The organism is Aquimarina sp. BL5, assembly GCF_003443675.1.
GTDB lineage: Bacteria > Bacteroidota > Bacteroidia > Flavobacteriales > Flavobacteriaceae > Aquimarina.
Genome location: NZ_CP031963.1, coordinates 3,171,559 through 3,195,557, shown reverse-complemented (window position 1 = coordinate 3,195,557; position 23,999 = coordinate 3,171,559). Strand labels below are relative to the sequence as shown.

18 protein-coding genes are annotated in these 23,999 nt (G+C 34.3%); 10 read left to right on the top strand and 8 right to left on the bottom strand.

Annotation, left to right across the window (positions count from 1 at the left end; translation table 11 throughout):
- Positions 1-218: 218 nt before the first annotated feature.
- Positions 219-1,661 (top strand): hypothetical protein, encoded by a 1,443-nt coding sequence (locus D1818_RS13520; protein WP_118459536.1) that lies wholly within the window; start codon positions 219-221, stop codon positions 1,659-1,661.
- Between the two features lie 333 nt (positions 1,662-1,994).
- Here the strand turns inward: D1818_RS13520 and trpS are convergent, their stop codons facing one another.
- On the bottom strand, positions 1,995-2,963 hold the full coding sequence (gene trpS / locus D1818_RS13515) for a tryptophan--tRNA ligase (RefSeq protein WP_118459535.1): 969 nt from the start codon (positions 2,961-2,963) through the stop codon (positions 1,995-1,997).
- 74 nt (positions 2,964-3,037) lie between these two features.
- On the opposite strand from trpS, the gene D1818_RS13510 reads away from it, so the two are divergent.
- A complete protein-coding gene (locus D1818_RS13510; protein ID WP_118459534.1) occupies positions 3,038-3,778 on the top strand; it encodes a 1-acyl-sn-glycerol-3-phosphate acyltransferase in 741 nt (246 codons plus the stop codon).
- A 154-nt stretch (positions 3,779-3,932) separates the two neighbouring features.
- Here D1818_RS13510 and D1818_RS13505 read toward each other — a convergent pair whose 3' ends face one another.
- The 4 genes from D1818_RS13505 to recA form a co-directional block, all read right to left on the bottom strand.
- A complete protein-coding gene (locus D1818_RS13505) occupies positions 3,933-5,630 on the bottom strand; it encodes a hypothetical protein (RefSeq protein WP_147406088.1) in 1,698 nt (565 codons plus the stop codon).
- A 2-nt stretch (positions 5,631-5,632) separates the two neighbouring features.
- Positions 5,633-6,178 carry an RNA polymerase sigma factor gene (locus D1818_RS13500; protein ID WP_118459532.1) on the bottom strand — a complete coding sequence of 182 codons (546 nt, stop codon included), beginning with the start codon at positions 6,176-6,178 and terminating at the stop codon, positions 5,633-5,635.
- A gap of 40 nt (positions 6,179-6,218) precedes the next feature.
- Positions 6,219-6,638: a hypothetical protein gene (locus D1818_RS13495; protein ID WP_118459531.1), complete on the bottom strand. Its 420-nt coding sequence runs from the start codon at positions 6,636-6,638 to the stop codon at positions 6,219-6,221.
- Positions 6,639-6,843: 205 nt separating this feature from the next.
- Positions 6,844-7,857, bottom strand: coding sequence for a recombinase RecA (recA, locus tag D1818_RS13490; protein ID WP_118459530.1), 1,014 nt, complete (start codon positions 7,855-7,857; stop codon positions 6,844-6,846).
- Positions 7,858-8,353: 496 nt separating this feature from the next.
- Here recA and D1818_RS13485 point away from each other — a divergent pair, with 496 nt between their 5' ends.
- The 8 genes from D1818_RS13485 to D1818_RS13450 all read left to right on the top strand — a co-directional run bounded on the left by D1818_RS13485 (position 8,354) and on the right by D1818_RS13450 (position 18,142).
- A complete protein-coding gene (locus tag D1818_RS13485) occupies positions 8,354-9,385 on the top strand; it encodes a rhodanese-related sulfurtransferase (RefSeq protein WP_118459529.1) in 1,032 nt (343 codons plus the stop codon).
- A gap of 146 nt (positions 9,386-9,531) precedes the next feature.
- Positions 9,532-10,815, top strand: a complete 1,284-nt coding sequence (locus D1818_RS13480; RefSeq protein ID WP_118459528.1) for a regulatory iron-sulfur-containing complex subunit RicT — start codon at positions 9,532-9,534, stop codon at positions 10,813-10,815.
- Entirely contained in the window at positions 10,802-11,296 is a 495-nt protein-coding gene (locus D1818_RS13475) for a gliding motility lipoprotein GldH (protein WP_118459527.1), read from the top strand. The genes D1818_RS13480 and D1818_RS13475 overlap by 14 nt, the downstream gene beginning before the upstream one ends.
- A gap of 1 nt (position 11,297) precedes the next feature.
- Positions 11,298-13,628 (top strand): penicillin-binding protein 1A, encoded by a 2,331-nt coding sequence (locus tag D1818_RS13470; protein ID WP_118459526.1) that lies wholly within the window; start codon positions 11,298-11,300, stop codon positions 13,626-13,628.
- A gap of 20 nt (positions 13,629-13,648) precedes the next feature.
- Positions 13,649-15,973, top strand: coding sequence for a transglycosylase domain-containing protein (locus tag D1818_RS13465; RefSeq protein ID WP_118459525.1), 2,325 nt, complete (start codon positions 13,649-13,651; stop codon positions 15,971-15,973).
- 99 nt (positions 15,974-16,072) lie between these two features.
- Positions 16,073-16,774 (top strand): CoA transferase subunit A, encoded by a 702-nt coding sequence (locus tag D1818_RS13460; RefSeq protein WP_118459524.1) that lies wholly within the window; start codon positions 16,073-16,075, stop codon positions 16,772-16,774.
- Positions 16,775-16,816: 42 nt separating this feature from the next.
- A complete protein-coding gene (locus D1818_RS13455) occupies positions 16,817-17,458 on the top strand; it encodes a peroxiredoxin (protein WP_118459523.1) in 642 nt (213 codons plus the stop codon).
- Positions 17,459-17,485: 27 nt separating this feature from the next.
- Positions 17,486-18,142, top strand: a complete 657-nt coding sequence (locus tag D1818_RS13450; RefSeq protein WP_118459522.1) for a CoA transferase subunit B — start codon at positions 17,486-17,488, stop codon at positions 18,140-18,142.
- Positions 18,143-18,757: 615 nt separating this feature from the next.
- On the opposite strand, the gene D1818_RS13445 is transcribed toward D1818_RS13450, so the two are convergent.
- The 3 genes from D1818_RS13445 to D1818_RS13435 all read right to left on the bottom strand — a co-directional run bounded on the left by D1818_RS13445 (position 18,758) and on the right by D1818_RS13435 (position 23,813).
- Positions 18,758-19,489, bottom strand: a complete 732-nt coding sequence (locus D1818_RS13445) for a phosphodiester glycosidase family protein (RefSeq protein ID WP_118459521.1) — start codon at positions 19,487-19,489, stop codon at positions 18,758-18,760.
- Between the two features lie 45 nt (positions 19,490-19,534).
- Positions 19,535-20,050, bottom strand: coding sequence for a GNAT family N-acetyltransferase (locus D1818_RS13440; RefSeq protein ID WP_118459520.1), 516 nt, complete (start codon positions 20,048-20,050; stop codon positions 19,535-19,537).
- Positions 20,051-20,156: 106 nt separating this feature from the next.
- Positions 20,157-23,813 (bottom strand): S8 family serine peptidase, encoded by a 3,657-nt coding sequence (locus D1818_RS13435; RefSeq protein WP_233558472.1) that lies wholly within the window; start codon positions 23,811-23,813, stop codon positions 20,157-20,159.
- Between the last annotated feature and the right edge of the window lie 186 nt (positions 23,814-23,999).

The following is a 23,999-nucleotide window of genomic DNA, read 5'->3' as shown; positions in this document are numbered from 1 at the left end:
ATCAAACTAAAATCTTAGTTTGAAAGTGCTAATATAAACTAAATATTTAGTTTGAACTAATATCTTAGTTTTAAATATTTTTTATTGTATTAGAGTCATTAATGTATTTGTAGTGTTGATAGTGTAGAAAAGAAGCCTAAATAAGTAATTTGTCGATTAAAACTATATCTCAAAAAAAAATTGAAAATCTTGCGATATAACCTTTTTGATTAAAAAAAATGAGAATTTTAGAAATTGCCTTATTAGTTTTTGTAACAATTTTACCATTTGTAAAGCGTCAATCCATTAAGAAAATTCCAAAGAGATATTTAATAACTTCTATCTGTGTTCTGATGGTTTTACATCTTAGTGTCGAAGGCTGGCGTTGGCAAATGATTCCTGCTTACTTGCTAGTTCTAATTTTAGGTTGGTGTTTGTATAAAGAATATTCATTTTTTAATGGAGGTTGGATTAGAAAAACTATAAGAGGAATAGCATTAGTTTTACTATTACTATTTAGTTGGGTGTTACCCTATATTTTGCCTGTTTTTAACTTCCCCAGGCCTACTGGAAAATACAATATTGGCTCTCAATATATTCATTTAAAATCAACCCAAGATGAAATAATGACTTCTGATTTAGGAGATAAAAGAGAATTGATGATAAAGGCATGGTATCCTGCTATCCTAGATAATGAGAAAACAGAACCTTATCTTAATGAAGGGGACAGAGTGAGCTTTGCAATAAAACATGGATTGCCCATAACTATATTCAATTATTTAGATCTTGTTAAAACGCACACATACATTAAGCCATCTGTAGCTATGGGTAAATTCCCTGTATTAATTTTTTCTCATGGGAGCTATTCTCAAGCTTCGGGTTATTATGCTTTAATAGAAGAAATTGTAAGTCATGGGTACATTGTTTTAAATATAAATCATACATATGAAAGTACAGGAACACTTTTTCCTGATGGGGAAATAAAACTTTTTAATTCGGAATACGACAGAAAGCAAAATAATCAGGAAATGGCTGAAATGGCTTGGAATGCCTTGCAAAACTATAATAAGGCAACAACACCAGAAGAACAATTTAAGACTGTTCATAATCTTATTTTAAATTATTACGGCGCTGAACTAACTGAGCGATATAGCAACGATATTTCTTTAGTTATAGATGAATTAAAAAAATGGAACACATCTACTTTTTTAGCGCATCATCTTGATATAACAAAAATTGGCGTTTTTGGGCATTCTCAAGGGGGTGCAGCAGCAGGTCAAGCATTACTTGATGATGACAGATTAAAAGCAGGAATTAACGTGGACGGTATGCAATGGGGAAAAATGATAGATACAATAATGACCAAACCATTTGCTTTAATTTCGTCTGAATGGGATGACTCACACCCAAATTTAAACATACAGGCGTATCATAATGGAAGTTCTTCTGATTTTTACAACGCTAAAATCTTGAACTCTGGACATTCTAGTTTTATGGATATTCCGTTAATGATTAATTTACCATTTATAAATGAAGCAGGAACAATAAGTCCAAATAAAGCATATGAGGTAACTACAAAAACAGTGTTGCAATTTTTTGACTTATATTTATTAGATAAACATTCTGATTTATTGGAATTAGGTAATAAATATCCTGAACTTGAACTTACGGAAAAAAAGTAAAAAGGTTGCCTAACATTTTGGGATAGCTAATATGTTTTGGCAAGGGCTTATTTACTAAATTAGTTCTTTAACGTGCAACTAATCAGACACAAATTCCTTCTAGTATTAAGAAAAATGAATCCTTAATTATGATATATAGAAGAAACTCTAAACAATAATTATAAAAAGAAAGAGGATATCTAAAAAGTCTTCAAAACTTAAAATTGTCAGTCTGAGCTTGTCGAAGACATTTTGAAAATTAAGAAGTTAAAAACTTCGACAAGCTCAGTTTGACATCGTAAACTTACTTTTTAGACACCCACTTTTATGATTTATCTTAGAAAATCAGGTAGATTAGTATCCAACCTTCTCACGTACTCTAGAAAGCACTCTATTTGCTACTTTTGAAGCTTTTTTTGCGCCAATATTTAACGCTTTATCTACTTCTTCTAGATTATCCATGTAATAATTATAGCGTTCACGTTCTTCGGAGAACTTGTCGATTAAGACTTCATATAGCGCTTGTTTTGCGTGACCGTATCCGTAATTACCACCGGAGTAATTGGCGCGCATTTCTACCAATTGCTCTTCTGATGCTACTAATTGATATAATGCGAAGACATTACACGTATCAGGATCTTTAGGCTCTTCCATAGGAGTACTATCTGTTTGAATACCCATAATACTTTTACGTAGTTTTTTGTCTGGTAAAAATAAATTAATGGTATTGCCTTTGGACTTACTCATTTTAGCACCATCTGTTCCAGGAACATACATCGTTTCTTTCTGAAATTGCGCTTCAGGTAAGACAAAAAGTTCTCCAACCTGATTATGCATACGTTCCGCTACATTTCTGGTCATTTCTATATGCTGTTCCTGGTCTTTTCCCACAGGTACAATTTCTGCATCATATAATAAAATATCAGCAGCCATTAGCATTGGATACGTAAACAACCCTGCATTAACATCTTCTAACCGATCCGCTTTATCTTTAAATGAATGTGCTAGAGTTAACCGTTGATACGGAAAGAAACAACTAAGATACCACGACAATTCTGTTACTTGTGGAATATCACTCTGGCGATAAAACACAGTTTTTTCTATGTCTAAACCAAAAGCTAGCCAGGTTGCAGCGGTAGAGTAGGTGTTTTCTCTTAGTGTTTTAGCATCCTTAATCTGTGTTAATGAATGCATATCTGCAATAAACAAAAAGGAATCATTCTCTGGCTGATTAGCCATATGAATTGCTGGAATAATAGCTCCTAATAAGTTTCCTAAATGAGGTGTTCCTGTACTTTGGACTCCTGTTAGAATTCTTGCCATAGTAATTTTGTAGTTTCGGGCAAAGGTAATTTTTTTGTTCAGATAGCTCAAACCAATTGTGTATTTTTACGCTTATGATTATCCTTAGATATATATTGATTCTTCTTTGGCGAATTTGGTTTTATGTGATGATGGGAATTCCTATTATTATATTATTTCCGGTTTTATTGATATTAACATCAAGAGAGCAGTGGTATCCGCAGTTTTTTGTTGTCGCCAGATTTTGGGCTAAAATTGTGCTGTTTGGCAGCGGTTTTGTTCCTAGAGTAAAAAAAGAAGCAAAAGTGGACGCTCATAAGAGTTATATGTTTGTGGCTAACCATACTTCTATGGCAGATATTATGTTAATGCTATATTCTGTAAAGAATCCTTTTGTTTTTGTGGGAAAAAAAGAACTTGCTAAGATTCCAATATTTGGCTTTTTTTATAAACGAACTTGTATACTTGTAGATCGCAATAGTCAGAGAAGTCGGAAAGAAGTTTTTGACCGTGCGCAAGCCAGACTACAAGAAGGAACTAGCATCTGTATATTTCCAGAAGGTGGTGTTCCAGAGGATGAATCTGTTATGCTTGATGATTTTAAGGATGGCGCGTTCAGGTTGGCGATTGATCATCAGATACCCATTGTTCCTTTAACGTTTCTAGACAATAAAAAAAGATTTTCATATACTTTTTTTAGTGGAAGTCCAGGAAAAATGAGGGCTTTTGTACATGAAGAAATTCCAACCGGGGGATTGACTCAAGAACAGAAGAAAGAACTTAATATAAAAACGCGCAAAGTCATTTTGGATAAATTACAATCTGATCAATTATAGAAAGCCAGCTTCTTAAGAAAAAACAAAAGCTGTTCCTCCCCAGAAACAGCTTTGTCATCATTGCTTCCCTAGAGCAATAATTCAACCTAACCAACTAAAATAACCTAAAACACATTTAGTTACTTTTCTTTTTCATTGTTTTAAAACTTAAAACTTAAAACTTAAAACTTATACCTGTATATATACCGAAATAGTAGGGTTTAAAGTTTTGTGCACTTTCTTTAAATCCATTAAATTGATACTTAAAGATAGGTTCCATATTAATCTGGAATTGATCTGATAACTTATAATCAAATCCTATACCAATATTTCCACTAAAGCTTACATCATTAACAGTTTCATCTCTCGCAACGTTTTCATTTCTAAAGCTACCAGCGATGATAGAGACTTCTTCATTTTCTAAGAATAACGTACTGACTCCTCCAATCATATGAATTCCGATTTTGGATTCTGTTAGCGAGTATTTAAGTTCTAGTGGTACTTCAATATATCCAATACTATGATTTAGTAATCCTGGATTTTGAGATCTCACTAAAACTTCACCATTAATATCAGGAAGAGAAGGAGTGAAGCTAGCTTGCGAAGCTTGAAAATCTGACACAATAACACTTTGAGTATTTGTAAAGTCATTACTGTCACCTCTACCTACAGAGGAAATGCCAAATCCTACATCTTCAGTATTGTATCCGACATCAACTTTATTCACGCCAGATCGTACACTTAACTTTTTATTAATTGAATAAGCAACCTGGATACCGTAGCTAAGATTAACTTGTCCTTGTTTATTATTATCAGAGAATTCTGGATCGATAGAAGATCCACCAAATGAATCATAGTACACAGGAGCAACGTTTGGTGATATGTTCCATCTTTTACCCGACTTGGTTTCTGCTATAATTTTTTCCTTTTCTTCTTTTTCTTTTATAGCGTCAAAAATTGATTTTTTTCCACTAACTGGACTTTGATCCGAAGTTTGGTCAGAAACTTCTTTTTTATTCAAATTATTAGACTCTTCTTGATTGTCTGCTATAGACTCCTTAATGGTACTTTCCGTGTTATTTGGATCTTGAAAATATGGACTTTCTTCTTTCGTAATATTTTCAACTTTAGTATTCGTAGAATTGTTATTTTCTGCTATTCCATTTTTAGGAGTAATAGCTGTGCCAGTAACAGGAATTTTTTCTTTATCTATTTCAGAAGTACTAGTTTTTTGTGTTTCTGCTACCGTATTAAAAGTTGTTGATTTTTGATCTAATAGGATGTCCTCTTTTTTCTTATTGTCTTTATTGGAAACAATTGCTTCTTTATTTGTCGCATTAGTAGTTATAATAGGCTCTTTATTGGTAGTGTTTTTATTAGTAGAAGGGTTTTTATAAGTATCTGAAATTGTAGATTTAGAATCTGAGGTTATATCAAACGGAGTATCTTTCTTATCATCATTTTTTAAGGAATTATTCGTAATTGCTTCGTTATTGGCGTTGGAACTTTCTGAAGATCCATCGCTATAGTTTGATTTTTTATTTTTTGGAGTGTTCACAAGACCATCATTGGTGATGATTGTATTGCTATCTTGATTTTCAGTAGATAAATTATCTGTATTTTCTGAATCTTTAGTAACAACTATAGAGTCTTGCGTACTTTCTTTGGGTAGTAAAAAGGATCCAACAGACAAAATTATCGCGACTAATGCAGCAATACCAGCAATGCGGTACCAAAATGGTATAAGAAGTACTCGTTTCTTATCCTTGTTTTTTCGATCTTGGATTTTTTTCCAAACAGCATCGTCAGGTGCAACTTCAAAATTTTTGAACTTTTCCTGAAACAATCTATCTATGTTTTTTTTATCACTCATCTTCATCCTTCAATTGACTGAACACGTGGTTCATGGTTAGTTTCTATTTTTTCTTTCAAAATGTTTCTGGCTCTTGCCAAATTGGATTTAGAAGTTCCTATGGAAATAGTAAGCATTTCTGCAATTTCTTTATGAGAATAACCATCTAACACATAAAGATTAAATACCAGTCGATATCTATCTGGTAATTGCTGAATAATTTCTAGAAGATAATCCAGAGAAACACTGTCCTCATCTATTTCTAATTCTACCTCTTCTATCTGGTCCTCACCAATAATTTCAAAAACTTTTTGTTTTCGGTATTTTTGTAATGCGGTATTGATAGTGATTCGTTTTATCCATCCCTCGAACGAACCTTTACTTTTGTACTGTTCTATTTTGTCAAAAATTGTAATGAAGGCATCCTGCAAGGTGTCTTCTGCACTTGCATAATTGTTAGAATACTTTAGGCAGATGGAAAATAATTTACTACCATATAATCTATACAGTTGTTCTTGCGCCTTAGCATCTTGTTTCTTACATTTTTTTATGAGTTGGTCTAGACTCACGAACAGTTTTTATTTTGATTAACACTATACTACCAAAGTCTTATTCTACAACGGGAACTTCTATAGTTAAAAATTGATTTTCACCTTGATCATCTCTGCCTTGCCAAAATCTGAAAACATACGAATCTTCTGATCCAACAAAAAAGTTAATTGAGACATCAATCAAATCCGTTTCAGCAAGATCTTCACACATACGATCTTGAACAACGACATTTACTACAGAAACTGTACGTTCGTTTGATAGTCTGTCATAATCAAATCCACTAAAAGAATGGCAATCAGATGGTCTAAAATAAAAAACATTGATTGTATAGTTTTCACCTCTTGTAAATTGACCTGGGATGTCTACTCGTTCGATGGGAACTCTTTCATACGAAAAAATGATTCCATCATCATCATTCAAGCAACTTGTCAAACAACTTGAAAAAACAATCAGTAAAATTATTCCTATCCTTTTCATACTAAAATAATTTTGGGGTTCTACATACCAAATTGTATTATATAGATGTAACTATTGGTATTTGGTTGCGTTTGTACGAAATAATATTTTTGAGACGATGTACAACCTTAAAATTCTTAATACGAATTCATATATAGAACTAGGATATAAGGTATAAAAAAATCCCGAAGGATCGGGATTTTAGTATTAGTTTATGAGGGTTACATTACTCATTAACAATTTTTATGGCTTCCTTGATTTTTTCTTCCAATTCCTCCATAAGTTCAGGATTGTCATTTAATAATGATTTGACAGCATCTCTTCCTTGACCCAGTTTTGTGTCTTGATAACTAAACCATGAACCGCTCTTTTTAACAATTTCGTAATCTACACCAATATCAATGATCTCTCCTGTTTTAGAGATTCCCATACCATACATGATGTCAAACTCTGCTGTTCTAAATGGTGGAGCTACTTTGTTTTTCACAACTTTTACTCGAGTTTTATTTCCTTGCACTTCACTGTTACTATCTTTAATCTGAGTAGATCTTCTGATATCTAAACGCACAGAAGCATAAAACTTAAGAGCATTACCACCAGTGGTAGTTTCCGGATTACCAAACATTACTCCGATTTTTTCACGAAGCTGGTTAATAAAGATAACTGTACAATTTGTTTTGCTAATAGAACTGGTTAATTTCCTTAAAGCCTGAGACATTAATCTCGCATGAAGTCCCATTTTAGAGTCCCCCATTTCGCCTTCAATCTCACTTTTTGGAGTTAAAGCAGCTACAGAGTCAATAACGATAATATCAATTGCTCCCGATCGGATTAAATTATCTGCAATTTCTAATGCTTGTTCTCCATTGTCTGGTTGAGAAATAATAAGATTATCTATGTCAACACCTAATTTTTCTGCATAGAAACGATCAAATGCGTGTTCCGCATCTATAAAAGCAGCAATTCCACCTGCTTTTTGTGCTTGTGCAATCGCGTGAATTGTAAGGGTTGTTTTACCAGAAGATTCAGGACCAAAAATCTCGATCACTCTACCTTTGGGATATCCTCCTACACCAAGAGCTAAATCTAATCCAAGTGATCCGGTAGAAATCACTTCTACTTCCTGAATCGCAGAATCACCCATCCTCATTACGGTACCTTTTCCGTAGGATTTGTCTAGTTTGTCTAAAGTTAGTTTTAACGCTTTTAATTTTGCATCTTTTTCTTTATCCGTACTCATGCGCTTACTTTCTTTTGTAATTGATTTTGGCTAAAATACTACATGTTTTTTGCAAACCCATTTCAAAAATTACACTTATCTGACTAATTTATTAACAATGATTATTAGCTTAATTGCGTATTAGTTTAATTTTTTTTAAAAGCATACGCAACCTTTTTTCTTTTACTGCATCTTATAGGAAAGCAAAACTTGAACAAACCGTGAGGAAGGAGGATGTAGATGAAATTTCTTAAAAGAGTCGTAAGACACAAACTTGATGGCTGTACAGTTACTAGTATTAGTAATTGTATAGTTGAGGGTGGTTAGCTTCGTTGTTTAATTTTTAGTCGTTAAGATTAAGTAAATTAATTAAATAACGAATTAGCCCAAAAAATGCCTTGAAGTGGTTTTCAAGGCATTTTTTTTATTCAAAACCAGACTGTTCTTGCATATTACACTTTGATTCGTACTTTTGCATCCATTAAATAATTTCTTTTAACTTAAAAATTAGTATAGCATGCAACTGTACAATAAATTAAGTGCAAAGGAGAGAGCTGCCCTTATTGATGAGGCAGGTACGGAACGTCTTACACTCTCTTTTTATAAATATGCACATATCGGTAATACCGAAATTTTCAGAAATCATCTTTTTATACATTGGGACGAACTAGAGGTACTAGGTAGAATCTATGTGGCTCACGAAGGTATTAATGGCCAATTATCGGTTCCGGCACCAAACTTTGAAGTATTCAAAAAACATTTGGATAGCATTTCTTTTCTGGAAAATGTACGATTGAATATTGCCAGAGAGCAGGATATCAAATCTTTCCTGAAATTAAAAGTAAAGATTCGTAAGAAGATTGTTGCCGATGGTTTAAACGATGAGACTTTTGATGTGACCAATAAAGGAGTTCATGTAGACGCGGAGAAGTTTAATCAATTGATTGAAGATCCGGATACGGTATTGGTAGATATGCGCAACCATTATGAAAGTGAGATAGGTCATTTTAAGGGAGCAGTAACTCCTGATGTAGATACTTTCAGGGATTCTTTGGATATTATTGAAGAAGATCTAAAAGATCATAAGGAAGATAAAAAACTGGTAATGTATTGTACCGGTGGGATTCGATGTGAGAAAGCAAGTGCATATTATAAACATAAAGGTTTTAAAAACGTATTTCAGTTAGAAGGTGGAATTATAGAATATGCCAGACAGGTAGAAGAAAAAGGATTAGAGAATAAATATTTAGGAAAGAATTTTGTTTTTGATCACAGAAGATCAGAACGAATCTCTGAAGATATAATTTCTAACTGTCATCAATGTGGAAAACCATGTGATACCCACGTTAATTGCGAAAATGAAGCATGTCATTTGCTATTCATTCAGTGTGAGGAATGTGCAAAAGCAATGGATAGTTGTTGCTCTATAGAATGTAAAGAGATTAATAGCTTACCTTATGAAGAACAAAAAGCACTGAGAAAAGGTAAAGGGAATAGTAATAAAATATTTAAGAAAGGTCGTTCTGAGGTCTTAAAATATAAGCAGTAATACTAAAATGATTTAGATACTATGGTTTTAAAAGAAATCATAGTATCTTTATCGATTAAGATGTCGGATGTGTAAAACACCTGACCCAAGTAAGAATCATATTTGCTGTGTTTTAACGCAAGCAAATTTCAATATAGCAAGAGAATATGGGGTGTAGTAGTTGTTCCTCCGGGAAAGACGGACAACCAAAAGGATGTAAGAATAATGGTACATGTGGTACAGATGGTTGTAATAAATTAACTGTTTTTGATTGGTTATCTAATATGTCGCTTCCCAGCGGCGTAGCACCTTTTCATTGTGTAGAAATTCGTTTTAAAAATGGACGAAAAAGCTTTTTTAAGAATACAGAAAATCTTTCATTAAGCATAGGAGATATTGTTGCCACTGAGGCTTCACCAGGACACGATGTTGGTATTGTAACACTTACGGGAGAGTTGGTGCGTATCCAAATGAAAAAGAAGAAAGTAGATGTAGATAGTGAAGATGTTAAAAAAGTATACCGAAAAGCATCACAAAAAGATATCGACATTTGGCAAAAAGCTAGAGACCGTGAGCAAGCAATACAGGTTCGTTCTAGAGAAATAGCAATTCGCCTAAAACTACAGATGAAAATCTCTGATATAGAGTTTCAAGGAGATGGTTCTAAATGTACTTTTTATTATACGGCAGAAGATAGGGTCGATTTTAGACAATTGATTAAGGAATTTGCGCAAGAATTTGGTACTAGAATAGAAATGCGCCAAATAGGTTTCCGTCAGGAAGCTGCTCGTTTAGGTGGTATAGGTTCTTGCGGAAGGGAATTATGCTGTTCGACTTGGCTTACCGATTTTAGATCCGTGAATACCAGCGCTGCGAGATACCAGCAATTATCATTAAATCCTCAGAAATTAGCAGGTCAATGTGGAAAACTAAAATGTTGCCTTAATTATGAGCTAGATGCTTACATTGATGCTTTAAAAGAATTCCCTAAGACTGAGGTTAAACTATATACAGAAAAAGGTACGGCTGTTTGTCAGAAAATTGATATATTCAAAGGGTATTTATGGTATGCTTATGAAGGGGAATGGATGAATTGGCATAAGATTTCTGCTGATCATGCAAATGAAATTATTGAATCAAACAAAAAGAAAGAACCGGTAGCTAGCCTTGAAGATTTTGCTTCAGAACTTATTGAAGATACTAAAGTTGATTTTGAGAACGTTGTAGGACAGGATAGTCTAACGCGTTTTGATCAACCAAAAAGAAGCAATAGAAGAAGGAATAAAAATAGAAACAGAAATAAAAAGAAAGTTTCTGTAGAAAAGCAAAAACCAACTTCTCAAAAACCAAAAGAAGGAAATACTGAGAGCAAAAACTCAAATAGGAAAAAAAACAACCAACGTAATAAAAAACGTAAACCACAGCAGCGCAAGAATAATGATAAATCTTAGGTTTTTAACATTACTTTTTCTGTTAATAAGTATTGTTTCTTGTGATGACACAAGAGTTTTTGATGAATATAAAACAGTATCAGATTCTTGGGAAAAAGATGAAAAGATAAGTTTCGCCTTACCAGAACTTGATTCATTACAAGGATATAACCTATTCATTAATGTAAGAAACACGAACGATTATAAGTTTAGTAATTTGTTTTTGATTAGTGAGATGGAGTTTCCCAATGGCAAAATAGTTACAGATACTTTAGAATATGAAATGGCAAAACCAAATGGAGAATGGTTAGGTGTTGGTTTTACGGATCTAAAAGAAAGTAAACTTTGGTATAAAGAAAATGTAAATTTTGCAGAAAAAGGAGTATACAAAGTAGTGCTTCAACATGCAATGAGAAAAAATGGAGAGACGCTCGGAATAAATTCTTTGGAAGGAATTACTGATATAGGTTTTAGAATAGAATTTGCAGAAAACCCTAAATAATATGGCTAAAGCAACACCAAAATCAACAAGAAAAACATCAAAAGCCCCCCAATTAGATGTAATTAAATATATAAAGTGGTTTTGGATCACTTTTGCGTCGGGGATATTTTTGGTAATACTAATATTCCTTTTTGCTAGTTGGGGATATTTTGGAGAAATGCCAGGTTTTGATGAATTAGAAAACCCTCAAAATGATTTAGCAACTCAGATTATTTCCTCTGATGGGAAGCAAATAGGAACTTTTTTTAAAGAAAACAGAACACCTGTTAATTTTGAAGATTTGGCTCCTGACTTGGTTAATGCTTTAGTTTCTACGGAAGATGCACGCTATTATGAACATTCAGGTATAGATGCAAGAGGAACGATTCGTGCTTTTGCCTTTTTAGGAAAAAAAGGAGGAGCAAGTACCATTACACAACAGCTGGCAAAGCTTCTTTTTACTGGAACAAGATCAAAAGGATGGCAACGATATACCCAAAAAATTAAAGAGTGGGTAATCGCTACTCGATTAGAAAGACAGTATACCAAGGATGAGATCATGGCAATGTATCTCAATAAATATGATTTCCTTAATCAGGCAATAGGTATAAGTTCTGCCTCAAGAATTTATTTTAATAAAACGCCTAAAGAACTTAAGAAAGAAGAAGCAGCAGTACTAGTTGGGATGTTAAAGAATTCTTCGCTTTTTAATCCTTTAAGAAGGCCAGAATTAGTAAAAAACAGACGCGATGTGGTTCTATCTCAGATGGCAAAGTATGATTTTATTACTACTCAAGAAAAAGATAGTTTACAACAATTACCATTAAACCTAGATTATGCACCAGAAGGTCATTCTGATGGAATAGCGACCTATTTTAGGGAATATGTAAGAAGTTGGATGGGGAATTGGGTGAAAAAAAACCCAAAAGGAGAAGATGAAGACGGAAACCCTGAGTATTATAACATCTATAGAGATGGCTTAAGAATTAATGTTACAATTGATTCAAGAATGCAGAAATATGCTGAAGAAGCTGTTCAAGAGCATATGTCTAACTTACAAAAAGAGTTTGATAAACAGGAACAAAAAAATAAAACAGCGCCTTTTAGGGATTTGACTAAAAGTGAAGTTGAAGGTATTGTAAAAAGAGCGATTAGAAGTTCTGCCCGAAGAAAGAAAATGTTATCTCAGAATAAAAGTGAAGAAGATATTTTAAAATCTTTTGATGTTAAGGCAGAGATGAAAATATTTTCCTGGAAAGGATATATCGATACTATTATGACTCCTAGGGATTCTATTTTATATTATAAAAGATTTTTGAGATCAGGTATGATGTCTATGGAGCCTCAGACAGGCCAAGTTAAAGCTTGGGTTGGTGGTGTAGATATAAAGCATTTTCAGTATGATCACGTATATCAAGGAGCACGTCAGGTAGGTTCTACGTTTAAACCTTTTGTATATGCTACAGCAATAGATCAACTTAAATTATCTCCCTGCGATACGTTACCAATGTCCCAGATCACAATTCCTGCTGGATCACATGGTGTAATGGAAGATTGGACTCCAAAGAACAGTGATGCTAAGTATACGGGATACTTAAGTCTTAAAGAAGCGCTTGCAAAATCTGTGAATACGATTTCAGCACGTTTAATGGATAGAATAGGACCTGAACCTATTGTAAGATTAGCAAAGAAATCTGGGGTGGCATCGGAAGTTATAGAAGTGGCATCGATAGCATTAGGATCTGTAGACCTGAAGTTATCCGAGATGGTAGGTGCATATGGTACTTTTGCCAATGAAGGGATTTATAATAAACCAGTAATGATTACTAGTGTTGAGGATAAAAATGGTACAACATTGTATCAGTTTGAACCAGAAACACGTGATGTCATAAGTAAAGAAGCGGCTTATGTAACGCTAAACCTTTTAGAAGGAGTTACGCAGTCAGGATCTGGAGCGCGTTTACGATCTGGACCTTCAAATAGATATGACTATAAGAATGTAGTAACAGGATATCCTTATCAGTTTACAAATCCAATTGCTGGTAAAACAGGAACAACTCAGAATCAAAGTGATGGTTGGTTTATGGGGATAGTTCCTAATCTTTGTACCGGTGTTTGGGTTGGAGGAGATGACCGTGCAACTCACTTTAGTTCTGTGAAATATGGGCAAGGAGCTACAATGGCATTGCCAATATGGGCACTATATATGAGAAAGTGTTATGCCGATAAAACGCTAAAAGTATCAAAGGGTGGATTTAAAAAACCTGAGAATCTTACTATAGAAGTGGATTGTAAAGAGTTTAAGAAGAATATAAAAATAGAAGATCCTATAGAAGATGAATTTGGTCTTTAGATTATAATCATTAAACTAGAATGGGGCAATCGGTTTTTAAAACAAAAAACAATAGACAACCTGTCAATTTCGATGGACGTAAATATGTTAGGTATTTCTGGATTGGTTTTATCTCCTTTTTGACCATTGTAGTCTTTTTATTTCTTTTGGCTAGCTGGGGAGCTTTAGGCGAAATGCCAACCTTCGAACAATTAGAAAATCCTAAGAATGATTTGGCCGCTCAGATTATATCCTCTGATGGCGAACAATTAGGAACTATCTTCAAACCCAATGAGAATAGAACGCCAATAACATATAATGAATTACCGTCGCATTTAATTGAAGCTTTAATTGCTACAGAAGATGTTCGTTTTTATAAACATTCTGGAGTTGATGCAAGAGGAACTCTTAGAGCTTTTACATCTTTTGGAAGAAGGGGAGGGGCAAGTACGATCACACAGCAATTGGCAAGATTACTTTTTATAGGTCTTAGATCGAAAAATTGGGATAAATATACTCAGAAGATCAGGGAGTGGGTAATTGCTGCTCGTTTAGAAAGGCAATATACTAAGAACGAAATTATAGTCATGTATTTAAATAAATATGACTTCACAAGACAGGCTATTGGTATAGGATCTGCATCAAGAATTTACTTTAATAAAAAGCCAAAGGATCTAAATATACAAGAAGCAGCAGTGCTTATAGGAATGTTGAAAAGTTCAACTATATACAATCCTAAAACCAGATTGAAAAATGCGGTTGATAGAAGAAATACAGTAATAAGCCAGATGGCTAAATACGGATATCTTACAGTTCAAGAAAAAGATAGTTTACAGAAAACACCCTTAATACTTAATTATAGATCAGAAGGTTATTCTGAAGGTAGTGCTACTTATTTTAGAAGACAAGTAAAAAAATGGGTGGAAGAATGGATTAGGTCAAACCCTAAGGGGAAAAACAAAGAAGATCAATTAGAATACCATGATATTTACGGAGATGGCTTAAAAATTCACGTGACTATCGATTCGCGTATGCAGAAATATGCAGAAGAGGCAGTTACGGAACATATGAGTAATCTTCAGAAAGAGTTTGACAAGCAAGAACAAAATAATAGTACTTCACCATTTAGAGGTATTTCGGATCAGCAAATCGATAATATAGTAAAGAAAGCTATTAGAACTTCATCGAGGAGAAAAAAAATGCTTGATTTAGGTAAAAGTGAACAAGAAATTCAAGATTCTTTTGATAAGAAAGTAGAGATGAAAGTGTTTTCCTGGAATGGAGTTAGAGATACTGTAATGACTCCACGAGATTCTATTTTGTATTACAAAAAGTTTTTACATACTGGATTGATGTCTATGAACCCTCAAACTGGAGAAGTAAAAGCTTGGGTTGGAGGTGTTAATCACAAATATTTTAAATACGATCATGTGAATCAGGGAACACGACAAGTGGGTTCTACATTTAAACCGTTTGTGTATGCCACTGCTATTGATCAATTAAAGTATTCCCCTTGTTATAAAATACCACGAGCGAAGGTCACGATACCTGTCGGAAAGCATGGAGTATCAGGTAAAGATTGGACTCCAACTAATACTGATGGAAACTATATAGGATCTGTAAGTCTAAAAGATGCATTAGCAGAATCGGTTAATACTGTTTCAGCACGATTGATTGATAGAATAGGACCAGAACCAGTTATCAATTTGGCTAAAAAGTTAGGAATACGATCAGATATAGATACGGTCGCATCGATATCTTTGGGAACTGAAAACCTTAAGTTATCTGAGATGGTAGGAGCATATAGTACTTTTGCCAATGAAGGGATATATATCAAACCTTTCATGATTTCTCATATTACAGATAAAAACGGGATATTATTATATGATAATTTTCCTGAAAGAAGAGATGTCATTAGTAAAGAATCTGCATATGTAACTCTTAATTTGATGGAAGGAGTTACGCAAACTGGCTCGGGTAAAAGACTTAGAACAGAAGCTTCTAATCAATATCTTTATAAGAAAGTAGTTACTGGTCACCCATATGTATTTACCAATCCGATTGCGGGAAAAACAGGAACTACCCAAAATCAGAGTGATGGATGGTTTATGGGTATTGTTCCTAATTTGTGCACAGGAGTTTGGGTTGGAGCGGATAATAGAGCAACACATTTTAAATCTACAGCATATGGAGCAGGATCGACTATGGCACTTCCGATTTGGGCGCTCTACATGAAAAAATGTTACGGAGATGATAATTTAAACATTTCAAAATCTGAGTTTAAAAAACCTGAAAATCTTTCCATTGAATTGGATTGTGAGCTCTATGAAAAGAGGAATAAGGTAGATGATGAACTTGGTTTTTAGTCTCTTATATAAATAACATTAAATATTTCTAAAACTATGAATGTTCAAACGTTTTAGTACTATTTTTTTAGTACTTTTAATCTGCTAAAATTGAACACTATGATTCGTAAAACAGTGGGTGGAGTTGTTGAAGCTACAGAGGGTGTAAAAGACAACATGACTTTTATGCTTGGAGGTTTTGGACTTTGCGGAATACCGGAAAATTCTATTGCAGAATTAGTAAAGAAAAATATAAAAGGATTGACCTGTATTTCTAATAATGCTGGTGTTGATGATTTCGGATTAGGACTATTACTTCAACAAAAACAAATCAAAAAAATGGTTTCTTCTTATGTTGGAGAAAATGATGAATTCGAGCGTCAGATGTTAAGCGGAGAATTGGATGTAGAACTCATTCCTCAAGGTACATTAGCGGAACGATGTAAGGCGGCTCAAGGCGGCTTTCCTGCATTTTATACACCGGCAGGTTATGGAACTGAAGTAGCTGAAGGAAAAGAGACCAGAGAGTTTAATGGCAAAATGTATATACTAGAAGAAGCTTTTAAAGCGGATTTTGCTTTTGTAAAGGCTTGGAAAGGAGATGAAGCAGGAAATCTAATTTTTAAGGGCACAGCCAGAAATTTTAATCCATGTATGTGTGGAGCTGCAAAAATTACTGTTGCAGAAGTAGAAGAGTTAGTTCCTGCAGGAACCTTGGATCCGGATCAAGTGCATATTCCGGGGATTTTTGTGCAAAGGATTTTCCAAGGAGAAAAATATGAGAAAAGAATAGAACAACGAACTGTTCGAAAGAAAGAATAACAATAAGTAAAAAAAGCTTTTAAAACTTAAAACACACAAATCATGGCGGTATTACGATTAGGAGATAAAGCACCAAACTTCGCGGCGCAAACAACAGAAGGAGAAATTGATTTTCATAATTGGTTAGGAGATAGCTGGGGGATTTTATTTTCGCATCCCGCAGATTATACACCAGTATGTACAACAGAACTTGGAACTGTGGCTAAGTATACTGATGAATTTAATAAGCGAAATGTAAAGGTGGCTGCACTGAGTGTCGATGGATTGGAATCGCATCGTGGATGGATTAAAGATATTAATGAAACTCAAGATACAAATGTCAATTTTCCGATTATCGCAGATGAAGATAGAAAGGTATCTGAGCTGTATGACATGATTCACCCTAAAGCTGACAGCCAGCTGACAGTTCGTTCTGTTTTTATAATAGGACCTGATAAGACAATAAAACTTACAATTACTTATCCTGCTTCTACTGGACGTAATTTCGATGAGTTATTAAGAGTTATAGATTCATTACAATTGACAGCATATCATAAAGTCGCTACTCCTGCGAACTGGAATCAAGGAGAGGATTGTGTAATATCTCCTTCGGTAAGTAATGAAGAAATACCTGCATTATTTCCTAAGGGACATACAGAGATCAAACCTTATTTAAGAATGACTCCACAACCTAATGGGAATTAATTCTTTTTAAAATTAGAATAAAAAATTATGCTTGATAAAAACGGAATAGCAAAACGAATAGCGAAAGAGCTCGAGGATGGGTATTTTGTGAACCTGGGGATTGGTATCCCTACATTGGTGGCAAATTATATCCCTCAAGGAATAGAAGTGGAGTTTCAGAGTGAGAATGGTGTGTTGGGTATGGGGCCATTTCCTTTTGAAGGAGAGGAGGACGCCGATATCATTAATGCTGGTAAGCAAACCATTACTACTATGCCGGGAGCTTCTTTCTTTGATTCTGCTACAAGTTTTAATATGATACGCGGCCAACATGTGGATTTAACCATTCTAGGTGCTATGGAAGTTTCGGAGAACGGAGATATTGCAAATTGGAAAATCCCTGGAAAAATGGTGAAAGGAATGGGGGGTGCTATGGATCTGGTTGCGAGTGCAGAGAATATTATTGTGGCAATGATGCATACAAATAGGGCAGGAGCATCTAAACTACTCAAAAGATGTTCTTTGCCATTAACTGGTGTAGCATGTGTTAAGAAAGTAATTACTAATATGGCAGTTTTAGAAATTACGGATGATGGGTTTAAGTTATTAGAAAGAGCTCCTGGAGTAAGTATCGATGACATTAAAAATGCCACGGAAGGAAGGCTTATTATTGATGGAAATGTGCCTGAAATGATTTTGGATTGATTTAATCAAATTCTATATCAAGACAAACGATTATTAAATATAGTACAACGAATAATAAATCAGAAAAGAAAACGTTATCCATAAAAAGGTATAATAATCTCTCTTAAAGTAAGAAAAAGACTACTTTTTATCCACCGGTTTTACTTACTTAAACTTTTACTTTAACCTACAAACACTACAAAAACATCTTTAAATGTTAAAATTTTGAGTATTTTGTCGATTTTAATGGTATTTAAACGTTGTTTCCAGAAATATTTTGCATATTAGCAGTCCCTATAAAGAAGTCCAGTTTTTTAATTGTGCTCTTTTTAAAATATTAATTAAGTTTTAACCCTCACACATTGCCCTATTATGAAAAAACGTATAAATCGTCTACAGAAATCAGTTAAGCCTACAATCGAGTTGATTTCTAACTGTATGTATTTAGCAAAAAAAGTATTTTTGTTTTAATAAAAAAGATAATTTTTGTTATGTGATTTTTTGTTGTTAATTAATCGCAACCTCCCCAAGTCGCGATGAATGAACCTGTTAGTCTATTGAGCTTAACAGGTTTTTTTTATGCAATACTTACTTGTAGTTGTGTAATCTATTGTTGTTTTAAAAAATCGAATACATCTATTTTTTTGGTTTTGTTTCGGCTATTATTACACCAAAGTTTCCTTCCATTTGTTCCCAATTGGCGGATGGTAAATATGTTCGAGATACAAATCCGTCAAGATATAATGCGTTTTTACAACCTTTGTCCTTAAAATAGCTTGCAAAATCGTAGAAATTTATCTTTTCTTTAGACATAGCGAAAAGTAAATTTCCATTGGGAAGTATTCCAACCCCATTTCTTATATGGATATTTGGAGATCCTAAATTGAATTTAGGATGGATTTGTCCATTGATTAATAGCATAGGACCAGATTGAGTAGCGTATTTGATGTTTCCTTCATTCTTAAAACTAGTTGTAGTGCGAATAGCAGGTATATTATCCTTTGTAATAGAAAATATCCCATTAGGTTGTAGATAGAAGTTTCCATATCCGTTTTTAAGAGTATCTATTCTAGATTTAATTATACAGTTTTCTATATACAATCCTTGAGGCGATAAATCTTTATTATACATGCCACCATTCATAGCAAAAATTAAGTCCTTATTATTCTTTTGCAATTCTGACTTAAGATTCTGGAAGTTTCTATAATTTTCATTAACATTATTTTTCCAATAGAATCTAATATTCTGATGCTTTAGATCAATTTCATAGCTTATGAACGTATTTTCAATATTTGATCTTTTAAGATTGGTAAAACTTATAATTATAAGACATAATGCTAAGAATAATACGGTTACAATGTTTTTCATATGAATAAAGTGTCATTATCTTAAGTTGGTACAAAGTACCTAATTCTAAACGTTTGTTTGATATTCATACAGCATAAGATCTTCGTCATCATTCGGAATATTGATGATTTTGATAAAGGAAAAGCCTAACTTCTCTAATAGTTTTTGTGAGGATTTATTTTCTTGTATCGTAATAGCACTTATCTTTTGGATACCAAATTCTGCAATCCCAACTTCCTTTATTTTTAGAGCACTTTCGTAGGCATACCCTTTTCCTTCATACTCTGGTAAAAAGGCAAAACCGATATCTACACCTTCAATTCCATCTCTATCATATAACCCACAACAACCTAATTTTACGTTGTCTGATTTGCGAATTACAGTATAATTAGAGTATCCTAATCGTTCTAGTTGAGGGATCATTCTTTCTGTGATATAGCGTTCTGCATCTTCGATAGATTTCACGTTTCGGTCTCCTATGTTTTGTAACCATTTGGGACAGTTAAGCAGCATTAGATAAAAAGCTGCATCATCGATGGTTGAGGGATTTAATAGGAGCCTGTCTGTTTCGAAATGTTTCATTGTGGATATAGAATAAGCTAAGTTATAAATAATAAGTATACAAAAAGCCCTGAAACATTTTTGCTTCAGGGCCTTATTAAAAATTAAGGTTATCTATCTTTAATTTTTATTTTTTTATAAAACTAACTGTATCTGTATTGACTTTTAATATATATGCTCCAGCTTCTAATGCTTCAACATTTATAGTGTTAGAAAATGTTCCCTTAAGAACCGTTTGACCTAACATATTATAAATTGAATAATTTAATGTTCCAGAATTTCCGGTTTGTACATTAAGAATTGCTCCTTTTAAAGGATTAGGGTACACTGAGAATATTGCAGTTGGTGGTCCTAAAAGATCATCAGAATTTGTAGTAAATGATGTAGTAGTTCCACATGCTCCTAGATTAGTCCATCCTGTTGCAGTTCTTTCATATAAGCTTCCTTGATATGTAACTCTATCACCGGTTTGGTACGATTGAGTACTACTCCATTCTGAAACTCCATCACAGATATCAGTTGATCCACCACCACCTGAAGTGCTAGTTAATGATACATTATCTATCGCGATATCTGCTTGCCAAGTAGATCCAGTAATTCGGTTAAATCGTAATTGAACTCCTCCACCTACATAAGCGGCAAGATCGATACTAGCATCTAACCAAGAGTTTCCTTGATTACCCGTTTGGCTCCATAGGTTTGTCCAAGTTACTCCATTATCAGTACTAGCGTCTACTGCGATACTTCCCATATCTGTGGCACCATACATATGGTAACTAAATGTGAAACTCGCTTCTGAAAGACTAGATAGGTCGAAACAAGGAGAATTTAAGATCGCTTGTTTATTAGGATATCCAGTTCCGTTAGTAGAAGCTTCAACAAAAATATAGTATGAACCTTGTGTTGCACTAGATGGTCCTGTACTGCCAGAAGGTGTTCCATTAGCGTCTACAGTCCAATTAATATCGTCAGCAGTAGACTGAGTCCACGCGCCAAGAGTATTTTCAAATCCTTCATTATAAGGGAAAGAAGAAATACCGGATGTACATCCACTTCCTGTAGATCCGCCAGCTGTAGTTACATTAACAGTATTACTTGATGTAGATTCGTTTCCTGCAGCATCTTTTGCTTTTACGCTGAACTGGTATGCGGTATCTGCAGTTAATCCAGTAATATTTGCCGTTGTATTAGTAACTTCCCCTAAAATAGCACTTCCTTGATATACATCATAAGCTGTCACACCTACATTATCAGTAGCAGCAGTCCAAGATAGTGTTAACGTAGTTTCTTCAATATTAGACGCAACCAAACCAGTTGGTGCTGTTGGTGCTTGTGTATCACCAGCTGAAGCTCCAATTATTACCGTATAATCTTCTACTTCTCCATACTGGAATGATTCACAAGAAGTAGGTACTCCATTGTATTTCATAGAAACACGCATTCTTGTATTTCCATTTACAGCACTTGATGGCACAGTAAAGCTTCCGCTAACCGGCGTGGTTTGTGTAGCAGCTTGAGTCCATACCTGTTCTCCAGAATCTGTAAATACTCCATTTTGATTGTAATCGATCCATACACTATATCCTTCACTATAAGTTGTGCCGCTCCAGGTTGGTGTTATCGTTATTGTATAGTCACTTCCTTTAGAAATTGATGTGGAAGTAGCAGTAAAATCTGAATAACCTCCACTTCCTGCACCAGAAGCATTGTTGATTGTTCCTAATTCAACATTACTAATATATTCGTCAGCTGTACTATCACCATTAGATGCACAATAGTTTAATTGAACTTCGGTAGTAGTAAAAGTAGTTGATGTGCTATAAGAAGAAGTTGATCCATCAGAACAATTACTTCTTACCTGTGCTTCATACGATGTAGTAGCAGTTAATCCAGAAATTACATAAGAAGTTCCACTAGCAGACTGAGTTGTCCAAGTAGAAGTTCCTGTTTGACGATATCTTACATCGAAAGATGCTCCGGGAACAGCTGTCCAGTTGATAGTAGCAGTGTCTGAACCTATATTAGAAGATCCAACTCCTGCAGGAACTGTAGCGTTACACACTACCGGTGTTCCTGTTAATCCGGTAACAATAAGAGAGAAGTCTTGGCTTCCTCCAACTAAGGATCCTTTGTTAGTAACAGTAATGGTATAAGAACCGGAAGCATTTGCTACGTCAATTCTTTCATATGGATCTACTGTATTATCTCCAGTTCCATTTGTCGTTATACCTGTTAATCTGTAGGGATTATAGGTTGTAGAGTTTTTAGTAACTCTAATATCTAAATCGTTTACTAAAACAGCGGTACTAGAATTAGCAACTGTGGTTGCAGTTCCGGCACGATCAGTCCAGGAAATAGAAGCTAATAAAGGATTTACTCCATCAGAATCTACAGTGATTGAATATGTTTGACCACTGGTTAATGTAAGCTCTTCTATTTTAGCCTCATTTCCATTAGTAGAAATTGCTTCTGCGGCAGCTTTTGCATTCATTAATCCCCATCCATAAACAGCATCAGGTCCAGAAGGTCCTGCATCATCAGCGGTATGAAGCGCTAACCCTTTTAGAGTAGCAGCTTTCATAAAGCTTCCGTTTAAGTTATCGTAATGTTGCTGTAATAATAATAAAGATCCTGTTACATTTGGAGAGGCCATAGATGTTCCAGTAATGCTGTTGTATGCGGTATCACTACTTGCGTATGTTGAATATACACCTGTACCATTACCAGTAATATCTGGTTTGATTCTTAAATCGTCAGTAGGTCCTTCACTACTAGAACTATTAATAGAAACGCTACTTAAAGATCCATCTGCATTAATATTAGCATCCTGAGCATTGGCAACAACCATATTATTTTTAGAAGTAGCGTGCCCTGAAAGTTTATCGTAAGATGAGTTTCCGTTAAGAGGAGCTCCATTAGCAGAGTTATCGTTTCCGTCGTTTCCTGCTGCAACCACCATAAGGTAATAAGGAGCATTAAACATTACTTCATCCCAATCTCTGGAAACATCAATATATCCTCCAAAAAAGTAAGTTGGCAATTGTGGATTTCCTTGTGCGTCACGTGCGCCAAATCCATACGAATGATTTGATACCAGCATCCCGTTGGCAGCTGCCGCAGTAGCTTCCGCTACATCATCATTCCACATATATCCATTTACTTTTGCTTGAGAGGCCATTCCTTTAGCATTTGCTTGTACACCAGAAGCCATAATCGTTCCAGTTACATGACCTGCGTGAAAATTAAGTCGAACACCACCTTCTGCTGTTATATCTTGAATAGTAACTCTATTATTCCCCCCAGGACCGTCATATTCTTGGTGAGATGCTCTTGCGTGACCACCATCCCATACGTGAGCAGTCATATTTTGACCATCTAGATTGAGTCCAAGAGATCCTCCATTATTCAAGTGATCTGTTCTTGTAGATCTTGCAGCAGCTACATTAAAGGTTTTATAGTAAATCGGTTTTCCCTCTGCAGTTAGTTTTTGTAATTCATAAAAAGTTCCGTCCTTAAGCGTAGTTGTTATAGGCCATCCATTTTTCTTAGCAGCTTCTACAGCTTCTTTTTTCTGAAGTGCTGCTTTTTTTGCATTTTGTACTTGTAGTTGGTTAAGTACAGTTACATTACTGTTTTGTCTAATTTGGTTTTTTTGCTCTGGAGTTTGTGCAAATACTCCAGTAGATAGTAGAAACATAGAAGAAAAAACTAGCGTGTGTAGTTTTCCAAACCTTTTTGGCATAAAGCCAAATACCCCAGTAAGGTTTTTGTAACTTTTTTTCATTTTTATTGAGTTTGAGTTAGCGATAATTTAGTTTCCTTGATAATTCAATAAGGAAACAGCCAAAACTCTTAAAATATTCCTAATTAAAAAAAGATTTTCGACAAAGAGCAGAAAATTACCATACAAAACCTTAACATTGACTTAACATTTGTTTCACGTGTTATAAAATGTGAGAATAATATTACA